The following is a 25,178-nucleotide window of genomic DNA, read 5'->3' on the forward strand; positions in this document are numbered from 1 at the left end:
CGACAACCTTGGTGACGGTCAGGCGCGGCGTCACATCGACACCGTAATCGTCCGGCGTTTTCTGCGCGATCGGCTTGGACTTGGCCTTCATGATGTTGGGCAGCGAGGCATAGCGCGGCTCGTTGAGACGCAGATCGGTAGTGATGATCGCCGGCATCTTGAGGTCAACGGTTTCGGAGCCGCCATCGACTTCGCGTTCGACATGGACCCGGTCGCCGGCGACAGTCACCTTGGATGCGAAGGTGCCCTGCGGCCAATCGAGCAATGCGGCGAGCATCTGGCCGGTCTGGTTGGCATCGTCGTCGATGGCCTGCTTGCCAAGGATGATCAGGCCGGAGCCTTCTTCACGGGCGATGGCGGCGAGGATCTTGGCAACACCAAGCGATTCGGTGGCGACATCGGTGGTCACCAGGATGCCGCGATCGGCCCCCATGGCCAGTGCGGTGCGCAGGGTTTCGGTGCATTGCTGCACGCCGATGGACACGACGATGACTTCGGTCGCGGCGCCCTTTTCGCGCAGGCGCAGGGCTTCCTCGACGGCGATTTCGTCAAAAGGGTTCATGCTCATCTTGATATTGGCGAGCTCAACGCCGGTCTGGTCGGATTTGACCCGGACCTTGACGTTGTAATCGACGACCCGCTTGACGGGGACCAGCACTTTCATCGTCTGTTTTCCCAAGGCTTGAAATGAATATGCTGCCCTTGGCGCAGGCGGGCCAAAGGGTCAAGAGCCAAGTTGACGTTAACGTGAACCTGCGACAGCGGCGGCACAAAAAAAGTCCGGTCCCGGCGCTTGCCGGGACCGGACTCGTGTTTTGCGCGCGGCAGCGTCAGGCAGTGACGACGGTCTGGCGGCGGCGGCGCATGGTGGCACCGGTCAGGCCAAAGCCAGCGATGAGCATGGCCCAGCTTGCCGGCTCCGGCACGCCGTTCAGCTCGAAGTTGTTGTTGAAGACGTAGTTGCCTATGTTCTGCCCGGCAACGACTGCACGGCCATTATCGTGTTCGTAGTGGATGCCGCCAAAGATACGGCTGATGCCGGCTTCATAGGCCGCTTCGCTGAAGCTGCCGAAGCAACGCTCGCCTACAATGCCCGAGGCGGGATCAGCCCCGGTGCAAAAGGCGATGTTGTCGTTGCCGAAGAAACGCGCCAACGCGCCAGCGCCGCTGCCCGAAAAGGTGCTGTGGCCGGATGTGTAGGACGGGAAGTTCGGAGTCGCGAGGAGCGGCGTCCAGGTCGGATCACCTTCGACGCCGCAGGTGGCAATCGTGCAGGCGCGAATGGCCGTGACCGGGCGCCAGGTGTTGTAGGTGTATTTGGTGTTCCATGCCGTGATGCCGGCGTCGGCAACCGATGCGCCGACCAGCGCGGTCAGGCGCGCGGCCTGCATGGTGGACAGATCGCGATCACCGATCAGGCCCGTTGCGATATCGAGCCAATGGCCCGGCGGCGTAAACGTGCCGCCGCCATCGGCCCAATAGCGCGCAATCGTCTGCTGTTCGGCGGTGCCGCAGGTGCTGCAGCCCAGCGCCTTGACTTGGTTGTAATCGGCAATCCATTCGGCCGAACCGACGGCCAGCGGGGCGCCGACATCGAACTGGGCGCTGTTCTGGACGCCGAATGTCGTGACATTGCCCCAGCCCGGCAGCACCGGGGGGTTGGCGTTGGTCGGCTGGAAATCGCCGGGATTGGCGCCGGGCACATACGGGATTTGCGCCGTGGCCGAACCATCGCCGGCACGGGCGGCAAACAGGTTGTTGGCCACCGATTGGCCAAAGGCGAGGCTGGCGGCGCGCTGCGAAGCGCTGATCGAAAGGCCGTTCAACTGGGTGGTGAGATCGGCGTTCAGTGTCGCCGACAGCGCCGGGAAAAGACTGGCCATCATCGTATAGCCCGACGCCAGCGCCACGGCATCACGCGACAGGCCGGCCACGGCGCCGCCGCCATAACTGTAGGAATTGTAAGCCATGCCGGACGCCGCATTGACGGCATCGAACATCGAGATGCCGACCATGCTGATGGCGCGTGAGGCACGCGGCGGCGGCGTCGTGGCCGCGCTGGCACGGATCGTGTTCAGCAACCGGTTGTTGACGGTGGTCACGGCGGAACTGGCGTTGGCCATGCTGGCTGGAACGCCGGACACAAGGACAGCGGCCAGTGCCAAAAGGCCCAGTCTGGTAGATTTCATTGTTTAACTCCCCCGAGTTTGAAAATAGCGCCCCAGATTTTTTTCGTTCTTAGACGAGCTGCATTAAGTTTGCGTGACCGGCGCGGCTACTACGCCAGTGCCGGACCTAGCAAAACGCCCCGGGCGTCCGTGCCGTTCAGGGCGCCATTGCCGGCACCGGGCGGCGCCAGAGATGCACGGCAAAAAGGCCGGCGGGGTCCATCCAGCAAGAGTGCGGCGTCCAGCCCGACGCACGGGCCATCAGCCGCTGTTCGATCAGAGTCCATTTATGGCTGTTTTCGGTATGGATGTACGCGCCGGCGGTCAGCGAAAATGGCTGGCCGGCGACAGTGAAACCGGTATCGCGCCTTGCAACGAGGTGCATTTCGATGCGGCCAAGATCGGCATTCCACACCGCGCGATGGGCGAAGTCCGCAGTGTTGATGGTGCCGCCAAGTTCGCGGTTCATGCGGTGCAAAAGGTTGAGGTTAAAGGCGGCGGTAACGCCCTGTGCATCGTCATAGGCGGCTTCCAGCGACCCTTGCGATTTGCCTTCGCCGGGCGCGTTATCGAGCCCGATCAGCAGCCAGCTTCCCTCACCCAGCGTGGCTGCGAAACCGCGCAGCAAGTCGATGGCGGCATCGGGCGCCAGGTTGCCAAGCGTCGAGCCGGGGAAAAAACCGAGTTTGGGCAGCGCCGTAATGCTTGCAGGCAGGCGGAAGGGCGCGGTAAAATCCGCCGCGACAGGCAGCACCGGCAGGCCCGGAAAATCCGCTGCGAGTGCGCCCGCCGATTGCTGGAGAAATTCAGCCGATATGTCGACCGGCACATAGGCCGCCGGCGCGGTCGCCCGCAGCAGCAGCGGGGTCTTGGCTGAACTGCCGGAGCCGAACTCGATCACGGCACGGCCCGGACCGATGCTGGCGGCGATGGCGGCGGCGTTTTGCGTCAGGATGCCGATCTCGGTGCGCGTGGGGTAGTATTCGGGGAGGCCGGTGATTGCCTCGAACAGCTCGGAGCCGATGCGGTCATAAAAGAACCGCGCCGGAATGACCTTTTGCGGCTGAGAGAGCCCGGCCAGCACGGCCGCTGCAAATTCGCCGGCAAAATCAGGGTCGTCATCACGGACAAGCAGCGGCTGCGGCATGGTCAGAGTTCCTTGGCCAGTCGCACGCCGGTGAACTGCCAGCGTTGGTGCGGATAGAAGAAATTGCGCACAGTTGCCCGGCTGCTGCCGCGCGGCGTGGCGCAGCTGGCGCCCTTGAGCACCATCTGGCCGTTCATGAACTTGCCATTGTATTCGCCCACCGCGCCCGGCGCGGCACGAAAACCCGGATAGGGCAGGAAGGCCGACGCCGTCCATTGCCAGACATCACCGAACAGCCCGGCGCTGCCGAGGGGCATCGCCGCCCCGGCCCGGTCGAGCTGGTTGCCGGCCTTGGCGTCATCGGCATGAGCCGCAACCTCCCATTCCGCCTCTGTCGGCAGCCGCGCACCGGCCCAGGCGGCAAAGGCATCGGCTTCGTAGTGGCTGACATGGGTGACTGGCGCATCCGGGGCGAGCGGCTGGCGGCCGGCCAAAGTAAAGCTGGTCCAGCCGGCGTCCCCAAGGCGCCAATGGGCCGGCGCGCCAATGGCTTCGCGCTGCACCCACGCCCAGCCATCGGACAACCACAGCGAAGGTGTTCGGTAGCCGCCATCGGCGATAAAGGCCTGCCAATCGGCGTTGCTGACGGGTCGTTTCGCCAGCGCAAACGGCCGCAGCAAAACATCATGCGCCGGCCCTTCGCAATCAAAGGCAAAGCCGTTGCCATGATGGCCGATACGCCAGATGCCCCCATCGTGCCGGTGCCAGCCATCATCGCCAGCCGGCGCGGCAGCCGCCGAAGCCGGGAACATCGCCGGTTCGAGCGGATTGGCTGCAAACAGGTCGAGCATGTCGGTCAGAAGCAACTCCTGATGCTGCATTTCATGGTTGATACCCAGTTCGGCGATTCCCGCGATTTCGATACGCTTGTCATCCAGCAGGCGTTCCATCGCGGTATCGACATGGGCGCGATAGGCCAGCACGTCGGCAAGGCCGGGCCGGGTCAGCAAACCACGGTGGGCGCGGCCATGGCGCGGGCCAGCGGCTTCGTAATAGCTGTTGAACAGATAGCCGAAGCGCTCGTCGAACAGGCGATAATCGGGCTGGCCAGCAAGGATGAAGGTTTCAAAGAACCAGCTGGTGTGCGCCAGATGCCATTTCGCCGGCGAAGCATCGGCCATGGACTGCGCGCTGGCATCGGCATCGGACAACGGTGCGGCCAGAGCGACGCTGAGCCGGCGCGTCGCGGCGAACCGAGCTGCCAGCGCATCCATTTCGCAGGGTTCTGGGCCGGGCATGATTGCCGTCATCACCGCTTCTCCTGCACGCATTGACGATCAACGATTGGCGCCGGGCACCCAAAGCACATCGCCGTCAGCAGCATTTTCAACGCGCGACAGGACGAACAGCAGATCCGACAAGCGGTTGAGGTACTGCAGTGCGGGGGCAGCCAGCGCCTCGCCGGCATGGGCAGCGGCAACGGCATCGCGTTCGGCCCGGCGGGCGATGGTGCGTGCCATGTGCAAGGCCGTGGCTGCCGGGGTGCCGGCGGGCAGGATGAAGCTGGTCAGCGGCGCCAGTGTCTCGTTGGCGGCATCGATCCGCTGCTCGATCCAGCTGACCTGCGCCGGAACAATGCGCAACGCGCCATCGATACCGGCCGGCGTCGCCAGGTCGGCGCCAAGATCGAACAGGTCGTTCTGGATACGGCCAAGATCGGCAGCAGTGGCAGCGCCGGCGTGTAGCCGCGCCAGGCCGATGGCTGCGTTGAGTTCGTCGACGCTGCCGACGACATTCAGGAGCGGATCGGCCTTTGACCGGCGCGAACCATCAACGAGGCCGGTGGTGCCGTCATCACCCGTGCGCGTGTAGATGCGATTGAGCCTGACCATGATGTGCCTCGAGGGGGGAGGAAATATACGTGCCTTGTGCCGCAGTCGCGCAGCGGCGTCGAGGTCAACCGGGCCGGTTGATCAGGAACAGAATGATGACGAAGACAATTGCCAGCGCTTGAAAGGCAACACGCAGGCTCATCATGCGATTCGATTGTTCGCCGGTCACGTCCTTGCCGCGCGCCATGATGATGATACCGCGCGCCAGAACACCGAGGGTGGCCACGGCGGCGACGATCATGAAAATAACAAGCATGGTCTGCATGACGAAGATCTGTATCACCCATCGCCAAGGGCGGAAGGGGGGTGCGGCACCAAGGCCTGCACCGCGCTGGTCACGCTGTTACGTATCCCCGGCGGCGGCGCAAGGCGGCGCCGATCAAGCCAAAGCCGGCAATGAGCATCGCCCAGCTGACAGGTTCAGGCACTTCGGCAACCTGAAAGATGCGGAAGTTGAGATTGCCGACACTCAGCGTCTGCGTCGGCAGCGCTGCAAACTGGTTCTGTGCGGTGGGTGCACCCTTCCGGAACTGCATCGAAAGGAATGCCGGCGTGCCCGGCGCTGTCAGCAACGCAGCAAAATCGGGACGCGACAGGTCGGTGAGCAGGCCTGGGAGAGTCGGCAAGGTCGCCACCTGGGTGCGGCCAAAGGCAATGTTCGACAAAAAGACATCAGGCGCAAGCGGGCCGGTCAGGTCATAGCTTTGCACCAGAGCGCTGTTGAAAATCCGTGCGCCGCTGCTCAGCGTGGCCTGATCGAGCCGGGCATTGGCATTGCCCGGCACGGCCGTGTCGTTGATCAGGAAAATGTTGCCCAGATCATTGGCATTGCGGTTCAGCGCCTGAAGTCCGCCGCTACCTTGCAGAATGATCTGGCCATAGCTGACCGACCCGCCCCAGACGCCGGCCTGGCCGATTCCGCCCGGCGCCGCAGCCGGCGTGAACACCGAGGCACGGGTATCGACATGAAATTCGAAACTCACAGTCGAACCGGCAAAGCCGGACAGGCCGGGCAACGGGTTTGCGGCGTTGATCACACCGCCGGTGCCCGTACCCAGGATCACATATTTCTGCGCCGCTACCGGGGCAGGGAAGGCAAGTGCCGCAACAGCCGTCACTGTCAGAAACATGCGCATGAAAAACCCCCCTTAGAACTACCAACAGCTTGTAATCGGGAGCCATCCTTCATGCCAAGGGGGCCATATCCAGCATAATAAAAATTTCATGTGGGGTGGCGCCAGCCGCGCGCATTGCGGCAATTGTTTGCGCCGTGTCACGTTTGGCCAATCGCCGCCCATCGCTGGCCAGCACGAGCCGGTGGTGGTGGTAGCGCGGCGCCGGCAACCCGAGCAGGGCCTGAAGCAGCCGCTGGACATGGGTGGCGGCAAACAGGTCCGTGCCGCGCACGACATCGGTGACGCCTTGAGCTGCATCATCGACCACCACGGCAAGCGCATAGGCCGCGCCGATGCCGCGCCGCGCAATGACGATATCACCGCCGGCACACGGATCGGCGGCGACGGTTCCGGCATCATCGTCGTGCCACAGCAACGGACCGGCGCGTGCCGCAGCAGCTGCCACGTCCAGCCGCCAGGCCGGTGACATGCTTTGCGATCGCGCCATGCGTTCGGCATCGGACAGGCTGCGGCAGGTGCCGGGATAAATGGCGCCATCGGGCCCATGCTGCGCGCTGGCCGCCGCTGCGATGTCGGCGCGCGTGCAAAAACACGGATAGGCAAGGCCGGCATCCCTTAGGTGCGCCAAGGCTGCGGCATACACCGGGCCGCGATCCGACTGCCGCCAGACCGGGCCATCCCAGTCAAGGCCGAGCCAGGCCAGGTCAGCAAGGATCGCATCGGCAAATTCGGGGCGGCACCGCTCGGTGTCGATATCCTCCAGCCGCAGTACGAAACGTCCGCTTGCCGCGCGCGCCCCTTGCTCCGGCGCCCGTTGCTCGAACGGCTGGGGCGCGCGAGCAAGGGTCCAGGCGGCACGCGCTGAATACACATGGCCCAGATGCAGGCCGCCCGTCGGCGAGGGCGCGAAGCGCGTGATGATCATCGCGCAATGATATCCACATTATCCACAGCTAAATACGGTATTGTCATTTGCCCGACACACGAACTGTTGTATCAGATATGAAACCACGGATCGGCCGCCGCAAGCGGCCTTGAAGGCGGGAAACCGCTTTTGTGCGACAGGGCCAGTGGTTTGCGGCGCGTCAGTCCCGGCAAGGGAACGGGCGAAAGCATGTATCACGCCAATATCTTGGACGCTGCGCGCCAGTCGCCTGAATCCTGCCCCGCGCTGGTTCTGAACGCCGATTACACACCATTGTCCTATTATCCACTGTCGATCTGGCCATGGCAAACCGCCATCAAGGCCGCGTTCCTGGAACGCGTCGATATCATCGCCGAATATGACCGGGAAATACGCTCGCCCAGTTTTGCGATGAAATTGCCGTCTGTAATCGCGCTGCGGCAATATGTGCGCCCGGCGAGCCACCCGGCCTTCACGCGGTTCAACCTGTTCCTGCGCGACCGCTTCACGTGCCAATATTGCGGCCACACCGGCGGCGAGCTGACGTTCGACCATGTCATTCCGCGTGCCTATGGCGGGCGCACGACCTGGGAAAATGTCATCACCGCCTGTGCGCCGTGCAATCTGAAAAAGGGCGGCCGCACCCCGGCCGAAGCGCATATGGGCATGCGGCAACGCCCGTTCCAGCCGGGCACCCACCAGTTGCAGGAAAATGGCCGGGCGTTTCCGCCGCATTTCCTGCACACGACGTGGCGCGACTATCTGTATTGGGACACAGAACTGCTGGCATAATTTATGTAGCGTTCGCTACATTTCCGTGCGACATCGGGGCTCTGGTAAAAGGAGCATCGTGATGATGAGCAATTTCTGGCGCAATTGGCTGACGGTCTGGTGCTGGGCGGTCGCCCTGTTCGGCCTTGTGCTGGCCGCAGGCGGCTTTGCGGCGACATCGGCGCCCGCCGCGCTGGCGATGAGCCTGCTCCACAGCGGTCCCGCGCCCGTGTTCGATGAACCGCTGCGCTTTGCCGTCGGCCTGATGGGGGCGCTGACACTGGGGCTGGCCATGCTGGTGGCGGCGGCCATGCGCGGCGCCGATGCGCTGGGCGAAGGCGCGGGGCCGGTCTGGTCGGCCATCACCAATGCGCTGCTGGTCTGGTATGTCGTGGACAGCAGCATTTCGTGCGCCAATGGATTTGTCCTCAACGCCGTCTCGAACACCGGCATCATCGTCATGTTTCTGGTGCCGATGCTGGCCAGCGGCGTCCTGAAGAAAGCCTGATCAGCCAACCAGGATAATGCCAAGTCCTGCCGGCGGCGCATCTGGCCGGGCGGCAAGGCGCACCGCGTCGCGGCGGGCGCGGTCGATGACGGCCGCCGGCACCGGGCCATCGACCACCAGCCAATCACAGCGGCCAAGCCGCGCCAGCTGGTTGAGCGTCAGGTCACCGGGATCGGCGCTGGTGACGTGGATTTCGCAGACTTCATCCTGCGCCTCTGATTGCCCCGTTATGGCAGCGGCAACGGCCAGTTCGGGTGCCGCAAGTGGCCGCAGCGGGTCCAGTGCCGCGCCGGGCGCCAGCGCACGCTCCCACAGGCGCCGCCGGTCCGACGGTGTCTTGTGCCGGGCAGCCGTTTCCGCGCGGGCCGCAAATATCGCATCTGCCAGCCGGCCAAGCGAGGCCGGCAGCAGCGATTCCAGCCGGCCACGCAGCGCGCGGGCCAGACTGGCCGAAGCCCCGCCGGTCGAGATGGCCACCACCACCGGCGAGCGATCGATGATGGAGCCCATTAGGAAATCGCTCATCGCCGGCTTGTCGACGACATTGACCAGCAGCCCGCGCGCCCTGAGCCGCGCCGCAGCCGCAGCCGCTTCGCCGTCGTCCTCCAGTGCAACAAATGCCAGTGTTGCAGCAACGGCGCTTTCATCGACCAGAATGCCGCCGGCCCCAAGGACGAGCCGGGCTTTTGCGTCGGCGGCCTCGCCCTGCCCCACCATGATCACGGTGCGGTTTTTCAAGGTGACGAAGATTGGCAGGCTGTCCATGACCTGGCTCTAGCTCAGGCTGCGACGCGCGTCATCCGCGCCAACAATGGCAGCGCTGCCGGCATCGCGCCGAGCCCGGTCATCAGGCCAAAACGCCCCAGCCGGTGCGTTGCCAGCCGCTGCATCATGGTCGCCAACCGCACCTGCCGCGCCGTGTCGCGGCGCAGCTGCGCCTGAAAGGCCGGCGCATCCCCGCCACCGGCAAGGTGCCTTGCTGCCAGCCAGCCACTGTGCAGCGCCATCGCCATGCCATCGCCGCAAAAACTGGGAATCACTGCCGCCTGATCACCCAGCCGCCACAACCCGTCAGCCGACGGCGGCGCCAGATAGCCATAGGGCACGCCGGAGATCGTCAATGGCCGGGCCAGCAGCGGCACGGCATCGGCAAGTGCCGCAAGGCCAGGCTCCGCCAGCAATGCCGCCAGCAGCGCGTCCCAATTGCCGCCGCACGCCTTGAACCGGTCGCGGCTGACCAGCAGGCACAGGTTCAGCCGATCGCCCTCGACCGGCTGCAATCCGGCATAGCCGCCATCATACAGCGTCACCGCCACGGTGCCGGCCATCTGGCGGTGGAGCGCAGGCGCGCGGAAGAACATCTTGAAGCCGATGAGATCGTCGATCACGCCAGCAGCTTCGCGGCCCTGCCCGCGCAAATCATGCTTGCCGGTCGCCAGCAGCAGCGGCCCGTCGCCGGCGTCGCCGTTGCTGGTGACGGCGCGGCCGCCCTGGATATGCCGCACGCTGACGCCGCGCTGCACTTCGGCCCCCAGCATCGCTGCATGGTCCAACAGGGCCGCATCCAGCACGCGGCGAGTGATGCTGGTGGCCACGAACGGCAAGGCGGCCCGGGCGCTGCGCCGGCCGGCGTGAAACGCCATCTGCGTGATCGGCACGCCGCCCAGCCGCGACAGGTCGAAGCCCAGCCTCGCCAGTGTCCGTGTCGCTTCGCCCGACAGGAATTCGCCGCAAATCTTGTCATGCGGCAAGGTCTCGCGTTCCAGCAGCAGCGGCGCCAGTCCGGCCCGGGCCATGCCTGCGGCGGCTGCGGCACCAGCCAGCCCGCCGCCGATGATCACCGGACGGCTCATCGGACGCGCGCCACGGTCCAGCGGAACGGCAGATGCCAGGTGATGCGGGCCGGCGGCGCACCGGCCGCGGTCAGCAGCCGGTCCCAGTCGCTTCGCACAAAGGCGCGGCGCACCGACAGGGCGCCGTCATGGGCAACGATGCTGTGCCAGCCCAGCAGCGCCGCCAACGCCCGAAAGCCGGCCCAGGCAATCGGGTGGCGGTGCAGGTCATTGATCAACCAGCCGCGCGCCGCCGTCTGTTCCATCCAGGTGATGAACGCGATCAGGTCCGCGTCGGACATGTGATGGGCGACGAGCGAGGAAATGATGAAATCCGGGCGTTCCGTCAGCGCGAATGCATCGCCGGTCAACCAGCGAATGCCCAAGCCCGGATCGGTGGCCGCAGCCGCCACCGGCGCGCTGCGAGGGTTGAGATCGATGCCGGCCAGATCGGCACTGCGTCCGGCGCGGCGCGCCCAGCCGGCAATGGCGCGCAGCATGTCGCCATGACCAAAGCCGACATCGAGCAACGAGAAACCCGCCATGCCGGCACTGGCACGCCGCAGCCACGCCAGCGTCGGCGGGCGGGCGCGGGTGATGGAATTGACGCGCGCGAGGTCAGCGATGACTTCGGCATAGGTGGCGGCGTCCAATGCCTCGTCATCCATCAATTCCGGCAAATCGGCACGGACCGAGAAATCGACAGCCTGCGCTGCGGGCATCAGCCCACCGTCCGGAACCGGAAGGATTCCGCCGCCAGCCCCGGCCCGAACGCCACTGCGAAGCCGGCTGCATCGCGTTCCACCTTGGTGCCGATGCCGGCCATGATGCGCTGGAGCACGAACATCAATGTCGCGCTGCTCATGTTGCCGAAATCGCGCAGCACGTCGCGCGACCAATGCAGCGCGCCCTGCCCCAGCCCATAGCCGTTTTCGACGGCATCGAGGATGGTGCGACCGCCCGCATGCACGGCCCAGACGCCGAAATCCTCGGGACGCTGCCCACGCAACAGGCCATCCGGCGACAGCGCATCGGCCGCCAGCGCGCGCTGGATTTTCTGGGGCACTTCACCCGACAGGTGCATGTCGAAACCCTGGTCGCCAATGCCCCAGGTGATGCTCTGCGCCGAATCCTCGATGGTGGCGGCGCGAAAGTCCTGCAACGCCAGACCCGTCTCGTCGGCGGTCACCAGTGCCGCAGAACAGCCGTCGCCGAACAGCAGCATCGACAACAGTGTCTCAAGGCTTTCGGTTTGCTGGAAATGCAGGGTGCACAGCTCGAGGTTGATCACCAGCACCCGCGCCGAGGGGTCGGACCGGACGAAATGATGCGCCAGCCGCAGCGAATTGACCGCCGCATAACAGCCCATGAACCCCACGGCGGTGCGCTCCACGCCGGGGTTGAGGCCAAGCGCCTTAACCAGCAACTGGTCGATGCCCGGCGCTGTCATGCCGGTGCAGGACGCGACAACAAGGTGCGTGATGCGGGCACGCTCGTCGTCGATGTTGAGCGCCGCCACGGCCTCCATGGCCAGCAGAGGCGCCGTCTTTTCAAAACGGGCCATGCGCGCGGCGGTGCCGGGAAAGGCGCCGGGCGTATAGAATCCCTCGGCATCGGCCGTGAAGCCATCGGGATCTGCTACCGGCGTGAAATAGCTCCAGCGGTGCGCGATATCGGCGCGGCCGACCATGCGCTTGAAGATCAACTGGTCGCGGCGCTGCGTAATCATGCCGCCGACAAACCGCACAAAGGCTTCATGAACATCATTGGGGGGCACAGCTGTGCCGATACGGTTGATATGGGCAACAGCCATGGTGGGAAATGCTCCTTGGGCAACGTAACGATGCTGCGCCGCAACCGTTCCAGTTGCAAGCCGGCAGCCTGTGACTGATAGATGCAGGTCTATGAACGATTGCTTCTCCGATGTGCCGGGCCTGCGGCTTGGCCACGCCCATGACGCACGCGCGCGCACCGGCGTGACGGTGATCGTGCCGGATGCGCCGGTGGTCATGGCCGTCGATGTGCGCGGCGGCGGGCCGGGCACGCGTGAAACCGATGCGCTGGACCCGGCGAATCTGGTCGAGCGCGTGCATGGCCTGTGCCTGGCCGGCGGATCGGTGTTCGGGCTGGCAGCGGCCGATGAGCTGGCGCTGCTGTTGTCGGCGGCCGGCATGGGTCTTGAGATGGGGCCGGATGTGCCGGCCGTGCCAGTGGTGCCGGGCGCGATATTGTTCGACCTGGCCAATGGCGGCAACAAGGCCTGGGGCATGACGCCGCCGTATCGCAGGTTGGCCGCAGAAGCGTTTGGCGCGCTGGGCAGCGATGACCGGTCCGGGCCGGTGGGTGCCGGCCATGGCGCCCGCGCCGGCAGCCGCGCCGGCGGTATCGGCAGCGTGTCGGCGCGCATGGCGTCTGGCCATGTCATCGGCGCCGTGATTGCCGCCAACAGCTTTGGCGAAGTTTACGCCGGTGCGCCGCCAGAAGGGGACGTGCCGATGCCCAAGCTGGACCGCCTGTCATCGCTGTCGCGGCAAAGCACCTGCATCGGCGCCATTGCCACCGATGCGCCGCTGACGCGTGCGCAGGCCCGGCGCATTGCCATGATGGCTCATGACGGTTTGGCCCGCGCCATCCGCCCGATCCACACACCCTTCGATGGTGACTGCCTGTTCGTGCTGTCCACGGCGGCCGACACCGGCGCCGGCGCCGATCCGGTCATGCTGACGCAGATCGGCACCATCGCGGCCGATCTGGTGGCGCGCGCCGTGCGCCGGGCAGTGGGATTGGATTGACGCAGGCTGCCGGGCCGCGTGTGCGCGGCTGATCGCGCAGCGCCTTGAACCTCCGGGTCAGCGCGGCTGATCGCGCAGCGCCGACAGGACCGATATCCGGGCGCGCAAGGCCGCAACGCGCGCCAACACGGCCTCGCCGCCCAGCCGGCCCGTCACGGCATCCTCCAGCGTATCAAGCCGCGATTGCGTGATGCTGAGCGGGATGAACACTGCATCGAAACCGCCAGCCGCCACATCCAGCGCAGCCGCCTGCGTCGAATCAGATGAAGCGGCTCGCGCCGCTGCGGCGGCGGCGATCAGTGCAGCTTGCGCCAAGGGCACCTGCGCTTCGACCGCAGCGATAGCCGTAGCGGCATCCGCCAACTGCCGGTCGGCGTCGGCGGGGATGGTTGCCACGGCGGCGGGCGCCACAGGCGACGCAGCCACGCCTTGCGGCCCGCAGCCAGCACTGCCGGTACAGCCGCCCAAAGGCGTGCGCGGCACCATCGGCGACGTCTCGCCGGCACGTGGCATCAGTGACGGCCAGGTTCCGGCACGCTGCCCCCGGCCGCACGCCGAAAGACCGAGCAAAAGGCAAAGGCAAAAAAGATATCGCATTCCCACCTGCTAATCTTCATCCAGACGGTTGCCAAGCGCGCCGCACGCCGCTAATGACCGCCGCCTTGCACCCGTAGCTCAGCTGGATAGAGCATCAGACTACGAATCTGAGGGTCGGACGTTCGAATCGTTCCGGGTGCACCAATCTCCTTGTTTTCCTCGTGGCCGCACAGCGGCTGCTCCGTTGATGTGGCATATCATCAAAGGTCGAGGCTGCCTTGCGCAGCAGGCGGGGCCTGCCGCTTGCGCGTCGTATCCGGCAAGCCCGCCTTGCGGCTGCCGTGGCGGGCGACGATGGCGCGGGCGGGCAGGGCATGCGCAGGGTCGCGGCGGATGGCAGTGATGGCGGCCCGGGCTTCGCGTGCAGCCTGTTCATGGCCCACAAGCGGGACGGGATAGGCCATAGCGGCACGCAGATCGGGCGGCGCCGTCCAAGGTTCGTGCACAAGCGGCGTCGGCAACAAGGCAAGCTCGGGCACCCAGCGCCGAATGAAAACGCCGTCCGGGTCCTGATCATGGCCCTGTTTGACGGGGTTGTAGATACGCGGAATATTGGTGCCCGTGGTGCCCGATTGCATCTGCACCTGCGCCCAATGGATACCCGGCTCATAGTCGGTGAAAAGCCGCGCCAGCGCCGTGCCGCTCAGCCGCCAGTCGAGCCGCAAATGATAGCTGGCGACCGCCATCACCATCGCGCGCATGCGGAAATTGAGCCAGCCGGTGGCGGCGAGGCTCCGCATGCAGGCATCGACGAACGGCCAGCCGGTGTTGCCGCCAAGCCAGGCCGCCAGCCGGGCCGCGTCATGGGCGTGCATCCCCTGATAAGCCGGATGCAGGCAACGCGCCTCCAGCCAGGGCGCATCTTCCAGTTTCTGGATGAAATGGCAGTGCCAATGCAGGCGGCTGATGAAGCTATCTATGGCCCGCGTGAACTGCGTGTCGTCCGATAATTTCCACCGCGCCCTCGCCTTGGTTGCCGCCTGGCAGGCTTCGCGCATCGACACAGTACCCAGCGCCAGATGCGGTGACAGCCGCGAACAATGATCGGCGCCGGTTGCAGGCGCCGACATTGCGCCGCGATAGCGGCGCCCGCGCGATGCCAGAAAGCTCTTGAGCAGCGCCAGCCCTTCGCGGCGGCCGCCGCGCTGCCGACCGGGGCATGGGTCATCAGCAAGGCCAAGCGCCGCCGGCTCGGGAATGGGGTCGCCGGTCAGGCCGGCAAAGGCAATGCAGTCGGGCGCAGCGAGGCGCGGCGCTGCCATCATGCCGTCCCAGCGTCCGGCCCAGCCGTTGCGGTTGTGCAGCGCCCGCCAGACGCCGTGCTGGCGACGTTCGGCCAATGGCACGCCGGCCCGGCGCGCCCACCGCCGCACGGCCCTGTCGCGTTCGAAGCTCCACAGATTGCCGGTTTCTTCATGGGCATGGATTGCGGCAATGCCGTGCGCCGCGTGCAGGCGCTCGAGCACATCGGCAGCCTCGCCCACCATGGTCACCAGCCGGGCACCGCGCGCCTGCAAGCTCAGATCGAGGTCGACCAAGCATTCGCGCAGAAAAGCAAACTGCCGTCCGCTGGCGTCGCGCTGCGCCCAAAGTGACGGTTCGATTATATACAGCGGCAGGATGGCCCGCCCGCCGGCCATTGCCGCAGCGAGCGGCGCATGGTCATGCAGGCGCAGATCGCGCTTGAACCAGACGATTTCCATGCCGCATGCCTTACCTTCCAGCCCGAAGTGCCGCGCCGCGCGCCATGTCGCAGGGCAAGATTGGCTGCCCAAAGTCTTGTTGGGGCAATAGCTACGCCGCAGCGAGAGCGTCAGAGAGGAAACGCACGATAGTCGCCATGAACAGGTCGAACCTGTCATGGTGCAGCCAATGGCCGGCGTCCGGGAATGTCACGACCTCGGCATTGGCGAAATGCACGGCGCGGCCATCGGCCTGCGGGTTCGAGGCCCAGCTTTTTTCGCCATACAACAGCAATGTCGGGCAGGTGATTCGCTGCCACAGCGCTTCCATCTGGTCCTGCGGCGTATCGCTGATCCAGGGCAAATGCAGGTAATTATCGAATTTCCAGCTGCACGTGCCATCCTCGTTGTGGTTGACGCCGTGGATGGTCAGGTGCCGGGCCTGCTCATCCGACAAAAAGCTGTTTTCGCTTTTCATCCGCGCCAGCGCTTCATCGATATTGGCATAACGGCGCGGCAGCCGGGCAGCGGCGGCGCGCTTGGCCTCGATCCAGCCGCGCTGACGCGCCGCGAAATCCTCGGCCTGTCGCTTGGCCAGCATCGCCGGGCTGGGGCCGAGCCCCTCGATCGCCACCAGCTTGCGGACATTGTCCGGATACAGCCCGGCATAGCGCAGGGCGATGCTGCCGCCCATTGAGTGCGCGACGATGGTGACGGGTGCGAGACCCTGCTGATGAACCAGCTGCGCCAGATCATAGACATAGGCCATCGAGCCATATTCGCCGTCGGGCGACCAGGCCGAATCGCCGTGGCCGCGCCAATCGGGGGCGATGACGTGCCAGTCGCGGCGCAGCTGCTGCGCCGTCCAGTCCCAGCTGCGGCAATGGTCGCGGCCGCCGTGCAGCAGCAGCAAGGGCGGCGCACCGGCATTGCCCCAATCGGCATAGTGCAGCCGAAGCCGCTGGGAGGTGAAACTGTGCGATGTGGGGCCGGCCATGGTCATGGGCGCTTCGTCGCGCACCCGGACAGGCGCGTCAACCGCCGTCTGCCCTGCATCGTCACAGGCGGCACAGCCCACAAGACAGCCTACAGGACCCTGCCAAACTCGGGCATTTCGCACAGCGCGCAGCGCGGCTAAGGACAGGTGACTGAAAAAAGGGACCGCCATGTCGTTGCCGCCTGACCGCACCCCCGTCATCATCGGCGTGGGCGAGATCACCCACCGTCCGGCCGACCCGGCATCGGCGCTCGAACCATTGGAACTGATGGCGCAGGCCGTGCGCAGCGCCGACGAGGATGCCGGCGGCGGCTTTCTGGCGCGCATCGACAGCCTTGATGTCATCAACATCGTGTCATGGCGCTATGACCGGGTCGCACAGCGGCTTGCCGAACGGCTTGGCATCGTGCCGCCGCGCGCCGTTTATGGCCAGGTCGGCGGCGAAACGCCGATGGCGCGGCTGAACGAGGCGGCGCTGCGCATCATGAACGGCAACAGCGTGGTGGCAGTCATCAGCGGAGGCGAGGCCATGCACGCCGTGTCCAAGGCGCGCGCCGCCGGCATCACTCTGCCATGGACGCCGCCGGCCAAGGTGCCGGAAAACCCGATCATCGCGTCAGAACATGTCACGCCGCTCGCCATCCGCCATGGCATCATGCAGCCGGTCCATATCTACCCGCTATACGAAAACGCTACGACGCCGGCCTGGGGCCTGACCCCGGCACAGGCGCTGGCCGAAAGCGGCGCCGCCTATGCCGCCATTTCTGCCGTGGCAGCCGCCAACCCGCACGCCTGGAACCGCAAGGCTTTCAGCGCCGACGAGATCACGACGGCTGGCAGCGACAACCGCATGATTGCCTGGCCCTACACCAAGCGCATGGTCGCCAACAACACGGTCAACCAGGCTGCCGCCGTGCTGATGACCAGCCTTGCCGTGGCGCGCGCGGCTGGCATCCCGGAACATCGCATCATCCACATTCATGGCGGGGCGTCCGCAGCCGAGCCGATGGATTATCTGGAGCGGGACCAGTATGTGCATTCGGTGGCGCAGGATGCCGTCCTCGAACAGGCGATGCGTATCGCTGGCAAGCCCTTTGACCGGGTGGAACTGTACAGCTGTTTCCCGACCGTGCCCAAGATGGCGCGGCGCACGCTGGGGCTGGACGCATCGGCGCCGCTGTCGGTGACCGGCGGGCTGAGCTTTGCCGGCACCGGCCTCAATTGCTACATGCTGCATGCCGCAGCGGCGATGGTGCGTTCCTTGCGCGACAAGCCAGCCGACCAAGCGCTGCTGTATGGGCAAGGCGGCTATGTCACCAAGCATCACGCGCTGGTTGTCGGGTGCAGCCCCGGCGTGCCGGCCATGTTGATGCTGCCAGTGAATGTGCAGGCCGCCGCCGAGGCCGCGCGCATCGAAGTGCCGCATTTCGACGGTGGTTATGCCGGCCAGGCGCGGCTTGAGACGTTCAGCGTCGTCTATGACCGCGACGGCGCCCCCAGCCATGGCAGCGTCATCGGCCGCACGCCAGAGACTGACCGGGTCATGGGGCGCATCGATATCGGCGATGCTGACACAATGGCCGCACTATTGGCCATGGACCGTTCGCCGGTGGGGCTTGAAGGCCGGGTCAGTGTTGATGACGATGGACTGCAACGCTGGCACATGGCCTGAGCCGGGTTAGCCGGTCGCCAGCGGGTCCATCTGGTCCAGCGCGCGATACAGCAGCACGGCGGTCGCCACTGCGACATTCAGGCTGTCGGCGGTGCCCAGCATCGGCAGTCGCACCAGCGCGTCACAGGCCTGCGCATAGTCCGCCGGCAGGCCCGATTGTTCATTGCCCATGAACAGGAACGTCGGCGCTGAAAACGCATGTGCGCGGTAATCGACCGTGCGCCCGTCCAGCGCAGCGCCGACCAGTTGCCCCGGCCCGGAGCTTAGCCAGGCCAAAAATTCGTCGCCGCTGGCCTGCGCCACTTTTCGGGTAAACAGGGCGCCCATGCTGGCACGCACCGCCTCAAGGCTGAACGGGTCGCAGCACTGGTCCAGCAGGATGACGCCGCCGGCGCCCACCGCATCACAGGTCCGCAGCATGGTGCCGAGATTGCCGGGGTCCTTGAGGTTTTCCGCCACGACCCACAAAGGTGCAGTGCCTCGGTCGATCAGCGCCAGAGATGTATCCGGGATAGCATATGCTGCGGCAACCGCGCCGGGATTATCCTTGCCGGTGAGGCGGTGGAGAAGATCGCGGGTGGAGCGGATGACCATGCCGCGCGCCTCCCCGGTGGCGTCGATCAGCGCGCGGGTCAGCGGGTGGCCCTGCGCATCCTCGGCATAGATCAGATAGGCCGGCGTGCGCCCGGCTTCCAACGCCTCGGTGCAGACGCGCAAGCCCTCGGCCAGGAACAGCCGGTGTTCGCGCCGCGCCTTTTTGTCGGCCAGCGACTTGAGTGTCTTGAAAACGGGGTTGGCCGCCGAAGTGATGTCATGAACGAGAGGCGGGCGCATCACAGGGCCACGATATTGTAATTGTGCCACAAAAAGATCGACAAGGCGCCGCGATGGGGCGCCATGGCAGCCGCCAGGTCGCGAGACTGTTTCTCGGTGGGGCGTTTTTCCAGCCCGAGCAGCCGGCCAAGCTGGATTTGCAGCGCCAGGTCGCCGGCCGGGAACACATCCGTGCGCCCCTCGGCAAACAGCAGGTAGATTTCCGCCGACCAGCGGCCGATGCCCTTGACCGATGACAGCAGCGCCACAGCCGCATCGTCATCGTGCGGCAGCGCCGCGAAATCGATCGTCCCGCCGGTGACAGCCTGCGCCAACGCATGAACATAACTGGCTTTTTGCCCGGACAGGCCGGCACCGCGCAATGTCTCGATCGGCGTCGCGGCGACCCGTGCCAGATCGTCCATGTCGCCGCCGCAGGCCGCTTCCAGCCTGTTCCAGATGCTGGCTGCAGCCTTGGTCGAAACCTGCTGGGCGACAATGGCCCGCATCATGGTGCCGGCGCCCCGGCTGCGCAGCCGCGGTTCGGGATAGCCGGTGGCCGCCAGCGCCGCAGCGATTTCGGCGTGGCGCGCACCCAGCGCATCAAGGCCAAGGCGCAATTGTTCGGCAGACAGTCCCATGCCCGGACCGATAGTCGCATGCGCCGGTCAAGGCCAGAGCCGCTGACGGGGATGATGTCCGATTACAGCTGGCGCAGCGGCACGCACAGGCAGATGTGCGTTTTGCGGCGCACTGGGTTATGGACATGGCCGATATGTTCGACGACCTGAAACACAACGGCTTTTTCCATGACAAGAACCGCGCCTTCTGGATTCTTCAGGGCGGCGGCTGGATTGCCTATCTATTGCTAAGGGCTTTGTCGGGATTGGCCAATTCCATGGGCGTGTCGTTCATCCTGCCGGCGATGATCATCACGGCCACAGGGTTTTCGCTGACGCTTTTGATGGCGGCGGCCTATCGCCGGGTCATCGTCATGCGGCCGCTGTGGACCTGGATCTGGACGACGGTGATCCTGTGCGGCGGCGCCGCGCTGTTTTCCGTGCTCGAAGTCTGGGCGCATGCGACATTCTATCAGCCGGGCTGGAAGCCGCAGGGCATCGAATTTCTGGGGGCCATCCTGCTCGATTTCTCGGTTCTGGGTGCCTGGACCGGGCTGTATTATGGCATAAACTATTACCTGCTGCTTGCGGCACAGTCCGAACGCATGCTGAGCGTGGCGGCGCAGGCCAATTCGGCGCAACTGGAAATGCTGCGCTACCAGCTCAACCCGCATTTCCTGTTCAACACGCTGAACTCCATCTCGACGCTGGTGCTGTTGAAACAGACAGAACGCGCCAATGCCATGCTGTCACGGCTGGCCTCGTTCCTGCGCTACAGCCTTGTCGGCGAACGCGAGGGACTGGCCACCGTGGCGCAAGAGGCAGAGGCGCTGAAGCTGTATCTCGACATCGAACGCACACGCTTCGAAGCGCGGTTGCGCACACGGTTCGATATCGCACCCGATGTACTTGGCGCGCGGCTGCCATCGCTGCTGCTGCAACCGATCGTGGAAAATGCCGTCAAATATGCCGTGACACCGTCTGAAACCGGCGCCGATATTCTGATCGATGCGCGGCGCATGGCCGACAGGCTGGTGCTGACTGTTGCCGATACCGGGGTGGGCCTCAGCGGCGTTGCCACGCTGCCCAGCGGCGATCCCCAGCCTTCTGGCACCAATGTCGGCCTGGCCAATATCCGCGAGCGGCTGGTACAGGCCTATGGTACCGACCACCGGTTCGAACTGGCCGAGAACCAGCCGCACGGGCTGATCGTGCTGATCGACATTCCTTATCAGACCGACGCCAACGGCACAGCACAAGCCGCCTCAAGCCTGCCATTTGTTCAGCCCACAGCCATGGCGACGCAGTAAGGTGAGGTTATGACAATACGAACCATATTGGTTGATGATGAGCCATTGGCCATCCAGGGCCTTGAGTTGCGCTTGCAAGCCTTTGATGATGTCGAAATCGTCGAACGCTGCGCCAACGGCCGCGAGGCGATCCGCGCCGTCAAGACTCTCAAGCCCGACCTGGTGTTCCTCGACATCCAGATGCCTGGGTTCGACGGGTTTTCGGTGGTGGCCGGGCTTGCCGATATCGATCCGCCGCTGTTCGTCTTTGTCACGGCCTTCGGGCAGCACGCACTCAAGGCCTTCGAGGCCCAGGCCGTCGATTATCTGATGAAACCCGTCGAGCAGGAGCGCCTCGCCGACACCATCGAACGCGTCCGCCAGCGGCTTGCCGAAAAACAGGGTGCGCAGGACAGCGAGCGATTGAAGGAAATCCTCACCGAAGTGGCGCCAGGCGCCGTGCCGGATGACATGGCCGACCAGCCCGCAGCGAGCCGTTTCGAGAAGGTGATCAACATCAAGGATCGCGGCCAGATTTTTCGCGTCGACGTCGGCGATATCGAGCGCATCGATGCGGCTGGCGATTACATGTGCATCTATACCGCTGATCAGACGCTGATCTTGCGCGAAACAATGAAAGACCTTGAAAGACGGCTCGACCCACGCAAGTTTCAACGCATTCACAGATCAACAATTGTCAATCTCGACAATATCAAAAGCGTAAAACCTCACACGAATGGCGAATGTTTTCTTGTATTGGCATCTGGCACGCAAGTAAAAGTCAGTCGCAGCTACCGGGATGTCGTCGCACGCTTCCTTTAACTATTTGTTTACTGAATTATGTAAATCGAGGTTTACAAATCAAGTGTAAACAATATATTAACTTCCTTGCGGCTCAATTGTTTGCACAGGTGGCACGTTTCTTGCTTGGTTGGTCGCGGTACCCCCCCGCTACCATCCAGGAGTTGTCCATGCGTACGAAGAATTTTGCCCGGCTGGCCACTGCCGCTCTGGCCGCCACGCTGCTTGCCAGCAGCGCCAATGCCGTCGCGTTTTTGAACGGAAGCTTTGAAGACGGCACATTCACCGGCGCGCCCTTCGACACACTCGCCCCCGGCGACGCGTCCATGACCGGCTGGGTCATCGAACCCGCTGGTGTCGACTGGATCGGCGGCTTCTGGCAGGCGTCGAACGGCAACCGCTCGGTCGATCTGTCTGCCTTGTCCACAGGTTCGGTTTTCCAGCAGATCAGCGGTCTTCAGATCGGCAAGCAATACACCGTCTCGTTCGACTTGTCGGCCAACCCCGGCGGCGGCTTGCGCACGGTGCAGTTGACCACCACCACCACCGGCAACCAGGTGTTCGATCATTTTTATGACGTGACTGCAGCCAACAGCTTCGGCGACATGCGCTACGAGCGCCGCAGCTTCACGTTCACAGCGGTGAACACGATGCACGCATTTCAGTTCCTCAGCCGCGAAAACAACCCCTTTGGCCCGGTCATCGACAATGTCTCGATCAGCCTGGTGCCGGAACCTGCCATGTGGGCGATGATGCTCGCCGGCTTTGGCCTGGTCGGCGCGACGATGCGTCGTCGCAGCCGGGCGGTCGCTGCCTGACAGCAGCAAAAATCTGCGCATGAAACGGCCCGGGGCGCCTGCCCCGGGCCGTTTTTCGTTGCACATGTCAACGCCCGTTCAAGACGCAGCCGGCGACCCCTGACAGACTTTGGGCCGGCAAGAATCTGGTATGCGTTCGTCGAAGGCCTCGTCGACCTGATCGGCCAGCGCCACTCGCACCAATCCCGACCAAAGGGAACAAACCAATAAATCGGCACACATCGCGCATAAATGAGCGAGCAATTAAAGAGTTTTGGCAATTTTATGACTGTTTATTTTGTGTTTAGGTAATAGTGTAAGCCTGAATTTACATTGTCACTATAAATACATGGTTAATTTAGTTACGAATCAACCACTTGCGCAAATGGCATGCTTATTGCTTGTATCCTGTCGCCTCTAACCCCCTCAAGGAGCAACAAAATGAGTAGAGTGTTACTGATCGCAGCCTGCATGGCCGCCGGCCTGCCTGCCCCCGCAGCAGCCGTTTCCTTCATGAAGTCCAGCATGGCCAGCGCATCGGCCTGGCAGTTCGCCAGCGGTGACAGCAGCGTGACCTTGTCCAGTCTTGGTGACCGTTCTGCTTATCAGCAGCTTTCGGGCCTGCAGGTCGGCAAGGTTTACAAGCTGTCCTTCGATCTTGGCGCCCTGAGCGCGGGTTCTGGCCGTACGGTGCGGCTGACTACCACCACCACCGGCAACCAGGTCAGCGACCATTTGTTCAACGTCGGCGGCCTTGAAGGCGAAATGGTCGGCGGGCGCTTCGTCGTGAATTTCACCGCCGTGCGCTCGACACAGAACTTCCAGTTCATCAACCGGGAGCAGGATGGTCTTTCGCTGGTGCTCAGCAATGTGCAGGCCAGCCTGGTGCCCGAGCCTGAAATGTGGGGCCTGATGCTCGGCGGCTTTGGCCTGGTGGGCCTGGCGATGCGCCGCCGCAGGCCGATGATCGTCGTTTCCTGAACTTCGGCAAGTAGCGACAATCTGGCCCGGAGGCGACTCCGGGCCATTTTCGTGTCAAACGAACCCGTGTCGCTCCATCCAGCCGATGACGATTCCTGCGGCTTTCGCAAGATGCTCCGGCTGGCCGGCATAATAATGCGTCGCGCCCTTCACCTCGTGCAGTTCCCGGTCCACTTGCGCCACGCAATCATACAGGCGCCGCGTGTGGCTGGGTGTGCAGGCATCATCGGCGGTGTTGCCGATGACCAGCACCGGCACGCTGATACGCGGGCCGCAGGCCACACCATCGGCATGGCTGAGCAGGCTCCACTGGCTGAGCCATGATCGCAGCGTGGTGAACCGCCCCAGCCCGCCGGGGCTGTCGTTGATCAGGCGCGGATCACCCAGATAGCACCCGCCCGGCACCCGGTCGTTGGGATCGACCGCCGGGTCGAGCCAGCGCGGATCGGCCATGGTGCCATGGACGATGAAGGCGCGTTCGGCATGGGGGCCTTCGCGCGCCGTCAATTCGGCCAGCGTGCGCTGCGCCCAGGCCGTGATGCGCGCGCTGCGGGCAATCTGCCGGGCGCGAAATTCCGCCAGGAACGCCGCGCTGTAGGGCGGCTGGGCGCAGGCGGGATCGTACAGGTTCCACTGCGGATCGCGGCGCGCCGGGTCGCCCTCGTCGATGATCGACGGGTCCAGCCATTCGGTCAGCGTATGCGACCGGCTGACGTGCGCCGCGAGCAGCATCACGGCATCGGCAGGCTGCAGCGCCGCTGCCGTCAGGTCGGGCGGATCGCCGGCGGGCGTGGCCGTGACCCGCGGGTCCTCCGCCTCGGCCTGATAGAACAGTGACAGGCTGCCGCCGCCCGACCAGCCGGCGAGGATGACCTTGGCATAACCGAGCTTGTCACGGGCATGCGCCACCCATTTGCCCAGATCGGTGGCGACTTTTTCCATGATCAGCGCATTGTCGTTGTTGGGATAACGTGAGACCGCCGACAGCACATGAACACCCGCAGCCGCCAGCGCGCCGGGCAGCGGCAGATAATGCATGATGCCCATGGGGTGCATGAAGATCAGGATGGTGTCCGACGGCGTCTCGGGTTTGAGATGCTGGGCCTGCAACGCCACGACGCCGCCGATGCCGCCATAGGTGTCGCGCAGGCCGACCGGCTCGCGAAAGCCGATCAGCAACGGGATGCGGGCAAAGCTCAAGCCGCCTGCTCCGATCCAGCTGCCTTGCGGGCTGTCCAGGCATCGATCACGGCGCGGGCAGTTTTCGCCTCCTCTGCCATTATGGAGTCGTGGTCGGCGGCGCGGGTGGTGATTTCCAGCGGCAGGCCGTTCGGGTCGGAGAAATACACCGATTTGACAAAGCCGTGATCGATCGGCCCGAAACAGGGCACGCCGCCAGCATTGAGCTTGTCGCGCCAGTCCATCAGGATTGCCTCGTCCGCCGCCTCGAAGGCGACATGCCGATCAAAGCCGTGCACCAGCTTGAAATCGCCTTCCTTCGCGCTGCCCGGCGCATCGAAAAAAGCCAGGTAATTGCCGTCGCCGAGCGCGAAGAACAGATGCACGAACGGATTGGGCAGGCCCGACCCCGGCTCCTTCTCCTCCTGCACCACGGCGGCGAGCGGCAGGCCGAGCACATCTTCGTAAAAGGCCCGCGTTTCCTCCGCATCCCGGCAGCGATAGGCGGAATGATGAATGCCCCGCAGCGCCGCCGTCCGGGCCAGTTCCTGCACGATTGTCATCTGTCACTCCTCTATTTGGCGCAGTCTGGCAGTATCGGCGATACCTTCGCAAGCTCAGCGGATTGGCAGGGCAAAAGTGGCGGGCAACATGGGTTGG

General features: G+C 64.7%; 26 protein-coding genes, 1 tRNA gene and 2 pseudogenes. 9 read left to right on the forward strand and 20 right to left on the reverse strand.

Translation table 11 applies throughout. The features are described 5' to 3' along the window. The 9 genes and pseudogenes from RMQ73_RS06395 to gluQRS all read right to left on the reverse strand — a co-directional run. On the reverse strand, positions 1 to 664 hold a 664-nt coding region (locus RMQ73_RS06395), incomplete at its 3' end, for an electron transfer flavoprotein subunit beta/FixA family protein (protein WP_310497253.1). 166 nt (positions 665 to 830) lie between these two features. Further along, positions 831 to 926, reverse strand: a pseudogene (locus tag RMQ73_RS14245) (PEPxxWA-CTERM sorting domain-containing protein); the annotation flags it as partial. Positions 927 to 986: 60 nt separating this feature from the next. Then, positions 987 to 2,189 (reverse strand): annotated as a pseudogene (locus RMQ73_RS06400) (vanadium-dependent haloperoxidase); the annotation flags it as partial. Positions 2,190 to 2,325: 136 nt separating this feature from the next. Further along, the gene (egtD, locus tag RMQ73_RS06405) at positions 2,326 to 3,315 is read right to left on the reverse strand and encodes an L-histidine N(alpha)-methyltransferase (RefSeq protein ID WP_310497255.1); all 990 of its coding nucleotides are present in this window, start codon (positions 3,313 to 3,315) and stop codon (positions 2,326 to 2,328) included. A 2-nt stretch (positions 3,316 to 3,317) separates the two neighbouring features. After that, positions 3,318 to 4,565 carry an ergothioneine biosynthesis protein EgtB gene (gene egtB, locus RMQ73_RS06410; RefSeq protein ID WP_310497256.1) on the reverse strand — a complete coding sequence of 416 codons (1,248 nt, stop codon included), beginning with the start codon at positions 4,563 to 4,565 and terminating at the stop codon, positions 3,318 to 3,320. Between the two features lie 27 nt (positions 4,566 to 4,592). Further along, positions 4,593 to 5,147 (reverse strand): cob(I)yrinic acid a,c-diamide adenosyltransferase, encoded by a 555-nt coding sequence (locus RMQ73_RS06415; protein WP_310497257.1) that lies wholly within the window; start codon positions 5,145 to 5,147, stop codon positions 4,593 to 4,595. Between the two features lie 64 nt (positions 5,148 to 5,211). Continuing rightward, positions 5,212 to 5,388 (reverse strand): twin transmembrane helix small protein, encoded by a 177-nt coding sequence (locus RMQ73_RS06420; protein WP_310497258.1) that lies wholly within the window; start codon positions 5,386 to 5,388, stop codon positions 5,212 to 5,214. Between the two features lie 94 nt (positions 5,389 to 5,482). After that, the gene (locus RMQ73_RS06425; protein WP_310497259.1) at positions 5,483 to 6,283 is read right to left on the reverse strand and encodes a PEPxxWA-CTERM sorting domain-containing protein; all 801 of its coding nucleotides are present in this window, start codon (positions 6,281 to 6,283) and stop codon (positions 5,483 to 5,485) included. Between the two features lie 49 nt (positions 6,284 to 6,332). Beyond that, complete coding sequence (gene gluQRS / locus RMQ73_RS06430) at positions 6,333 to 7,208, reverse strand: tRNA glutamyl-Q(34) synthetase GluQRS (RefSeq protein ID WP_310497261.1); 876 nt, start codon at positions 7,206 to 7,208, stop codon at positions 6,333 to 6,335. Between the two features lie 189 nt (positions 7,209 to 7,397). Here gluQRS and RMQ73_RS06435 point away from each other — a divergent pair, with 189 nt between their 5' ends. Both RMQ73_RS06435 and RMQ73_RS06440 read left to right on the forward strand, forming a co-directional pair. Further along, on the forward strand, positions 7,398 to 7,979 hold the full coding sequence (locus tag RMQ73_RS06435; protein WP_310497281.1) for an HNH endonuclease: 582 nt from the start codon (positions 7,398 to 7,400) through the stop codon (positions 7,977 to 7,979). 61 nt (positions 7,980 to 8,040) lie between these two features. Beyond that, positions 8,041 to 8,466 carry a hypothetical protein gene (locus RMQ73_RS06440; protein ID WP_310497262.1) on the forward strand — a complete coding sequence of 142 codons (426 nt, stop codon included), beginning with the start codon at positions 8,041 to 8,043 and terminating at the stop codon, positions 8,464 to 8,466. Here the strand turns inward: RMQ73_RS06440 and RMQ73_RS06445 are convergent, their stop codons facing one another. The 4 genes from RMQ73_RS06445 to RMQ73_RS06460 are packed head-to-tail and all read right to left on the reverse strand — an operon-like array spanning position 8,467 to position 12,111. Continuing rightward, positions 8,467 to 9,231: an NAD(P)-dependent oxidoreductase gene (locus tag RMQ73_RS06445; RefSeq protein ID WP_310497263.1), complete on the reverse strand. Its 765-nt coding sequence runs from the start codon at positions 9,229 to 9,231 to the stop codon at positions 8,467 to 8,469. A 14-nt stretch (positions 9,232 to 9,245) separates the two neighbouring features. Next, on the reverse strand, positions 9,246 to 10,319 hold the full coding sequence (locus tag RMQ73_RS06450) for an FAD-dependent monooxygenase (protein ID WP_310497264.1): 1,074 nt from the start codon (positions 10,317 to 10,319) through the stop codon (positions 9,246 to 9,248). Then, positions 10,316 to 11,020, reverse strand: coding sequence for a methyltransferase domain-containing protein (locus RMQ73_RS06455; RefSeq protein WP_310497265.1), 705 nt, complete (start codon positions 11,018 to 11,020; stop codon positions 10,316 to 10,318). The genes RMQ73_RS06450 and RMQ73_RS06455 overlap by 4 nt, the downstream gene beginning before the upstream one ends. Next, on the reverse strand, positions 11,020 to 12,111 hold the full coding sequence (locus RMQ73_RS06460) for a type III polyketide synthase (RefSeq protein ID WP_310497266.1): 1,092 nt from the start codon (positions 12,109 to 12,111) through the stop codon (positions 11,020 to 11,022). The genes RMQ73_RS06455 and RMQ73_RS06460 overlap by 1 nt, the downstream gene beginning before the upstream one ends. A gap of 91 nt (positions 12,112 to 12,202) precedes the next feature. Here RMQ73_RS06460 and RMQ73_RS06465 point away from each other — a divergent pair, with 91 nt between their 5' ends. After that, a complete protein-coding gene (locus RMQ73_RS06465; RefSeq protein WP_310497268.1) occupies positions 12,203 to 13,090 on the forward strand; it encodes a P1 family peptidase in 888 nt (295 codons plus the stop codon). A 57-nt stretch (positions 13,091 to 13,147) separates the two neighbouring features. On the opposite strand, the gene RMQ73_RS06470 is transcribed toward RMQ73_RS06465, so the two are convergent. Continuing rightward, complete coding sequence (locus RMQ73_RS06470) at positions 13,148 to 13,603, reverse strand: hypothetical protein (RefSeq protein WP_310497269.1); 456 nt, start codon at positions 13,601 to 13,603, stop codon at positions 13,148 to 13,150. A gap of 151 nt (positions 13,604 to 13,754) precedes the next feature. Between RMQ73_RS06470 and RMQ73_RS06475 the strand changes: the two genes are divergently transcribed. After that, a tRNA-Arg gene (locus tag RMQ73_RS06475) sits at positions 13,755 to 13,831 on the forward strand. A gap of 56 nt (positions 13,832 to 13,887) precedes the next feature. Here the strand turns inward: RMQ73_RS06475 and RMQ73_RS06480 are convergent. Both RMQ73_RS06480 and RMQ73_RS06485 read right to left on the reverse strand, forming a co-directional pair. Beyond that, the gene (locus tag RMQ73_RS06480; RefSeq protein WP_310497270.1) at positions 13,888 to 15,390 is read right to left on the reverse strand and encodes an FAD-binding domain-containing protein; all 1,503 of its coding nucleotides are present in this window, start codon (positions 15,388 to 15,390) and stop codon (positions 13,888 to 13,890) included. Positions 15,391 to 15,481: 91 nt separating this feature from the next. Next, the gene (locus RMQ73_RS06485; protein ID WP_310497271.1) at positions 15,482 to 16,372 is read right to left on the reverse strand and encodes an alpha/beta hydrolase; all 891 of its coding nucleotides are present in this window, start codon (positions 16,370 to 16,372) and stop codon (positions 15,482 to 15,484) included. Positions 16,373 to 16,535: 163 nt separating this feature from the next. On the opposite strand from RMQ73_RS06485, the gene RMQ73_RS06490 reads away from it, so the two are divergent. Continuing rightward, positions 16,536 to 18,038: an acetyl-CoA acetyltransferase gene (locus RMQ73_RS06490; protein WP_310497272.1), complete on the forward strand. Its 1,503-nt coding sequence runs from the start codon at positions 16,536 to 16,538 to the stop codon at positions 18,036 to 18,038. 6 nt (positions 18,039 to 18,044) lie between these two features. On the opposite strand, the gene RMQ73_RS06495 is transcribed toward RMQ73_RS06490, so the two are convergent. Together RMQ73_RS06495 and RMQ73_RS06500 are read right to left on the reverse strand one after the other, a co-directional pair. Further along, entirely contained in the window at positions 18,045 to 18,872 is an 828-nt protein-coding gene (locus RMQ73_RS06495; RefSeq protein ID WP_310497273.1) for an RNA methyltransferase, read from the reverse strand. Continuing rightward, positions 18,872 to 19,492, reverse strand: coding sequence for a DNA-3-methyladenine glycosylase 2 family protein (locus RMQ73_RS06500; protein WP_310497274.1), 621 nt, complete (start codon positions 19,490 to 19,492; stop codon positions 18,872 to 18,874). The genes RMQ73_RS06495 and RMQ73_RS06500 overlap by 1 nt, the downstream gene beginning before the upstream one ends. 125 nt (positions 19,493 to 19,617) lie before the next feature. Between RMQ73_RS06500 and RMQ73_RS06505 the strand changes: the two genes are divergently transcribed. From RMQ73_RS06505 to RMQ73_RS06520, 4 genes are all read left to right on the forward strand, one after another. Then, on the forward strand, positions 19,618 to 20,781 hold the full coding sequence (locus RMQ73_RS06505) for a histidine kinase (protein ID WP_310497275.1): 1,164 nt from the start codon (positions 19,618 to 19,620) through the stop codon (positions 20,779 to 20,781). 9 nt (positions 20,782 to 20,790) lie between these two features. Beyond that, positions 20,791 to 21,582, forward strand: a complete 792-nt coding sequence (locus RMQ73_RS06510) for a LytTR family DNA-binding domain-containing protein (RefSeq protein ID WP_310497276.1) — start codon at positions 20,791 to 20,793, stop codon at positions 21,580 to 21,582. 149 nt (positions 21,583 to 21,731) lie between these two features. Further along, a complete protein-coding gene (locus RMQ73_RS06515) occupies positions 21,732 to 22,379 on the forward strand; it encodes a choice-of-anchor C family PEP-CTERM protein (protein ID WP_310497277.1) in 648 nt (215 codons plus the stop codon). Between the two features lie 420 nt (positions 22,380 to 22,799). Beyond that, entirely contained in the window at positions 22,800 to 23,339 is a 540-nt protein-coding gene (locus RMQ73_RS06520; protein ID WP_310497278.1) for a PEPxxWA-CTERM sorting domain-containing protein, read from the forward strand. A 54-nt stretch (positions 23,340 to 23,393) separates the two neighbouring features. Here the strand turns inward: RMQ73_RS06520 and RMQ73_RS06525 are convergent, their stop codons facing one another. Continuing rightward, positions 23,394 to 24,539, reverse strand: coding sequence for an alpha/beta hydrolase (locus tag RMQ73_RS06525; protein ID WP_310497279.1), 1,146 nt, complete (start codon positions 24,537 to 24,539; stop codon positions 23,394 to 23,396). After that, positions 24,536 to 25,081 (reverse strand): VOC family protein, encoded by a 546-nt coding sequence (locus tag RMQ73_RS06530; protein ID WP_310497280.1) that lies wholly within the window; start codon positions 25,079 to 25,081, stop codon positions 24,536 to 24,538. Before RMQ73_RS06530 ends, RMQ73_RS06525 begins: the two co-directional genes overlap by 4 nt. Between the last annotated feature and the right edge of the window lie 97 nt (positions 25,082 to 25,178).

The organism is Sandarakinorhabdus sp. (genome assembly GCF_031430775.1).
Lineage (GTDB): Bacteria > Pseudomonadota > Alphaproteobacteria > Sphingomonadales > Sphingomonadaceae > Sandarakinorhabdus.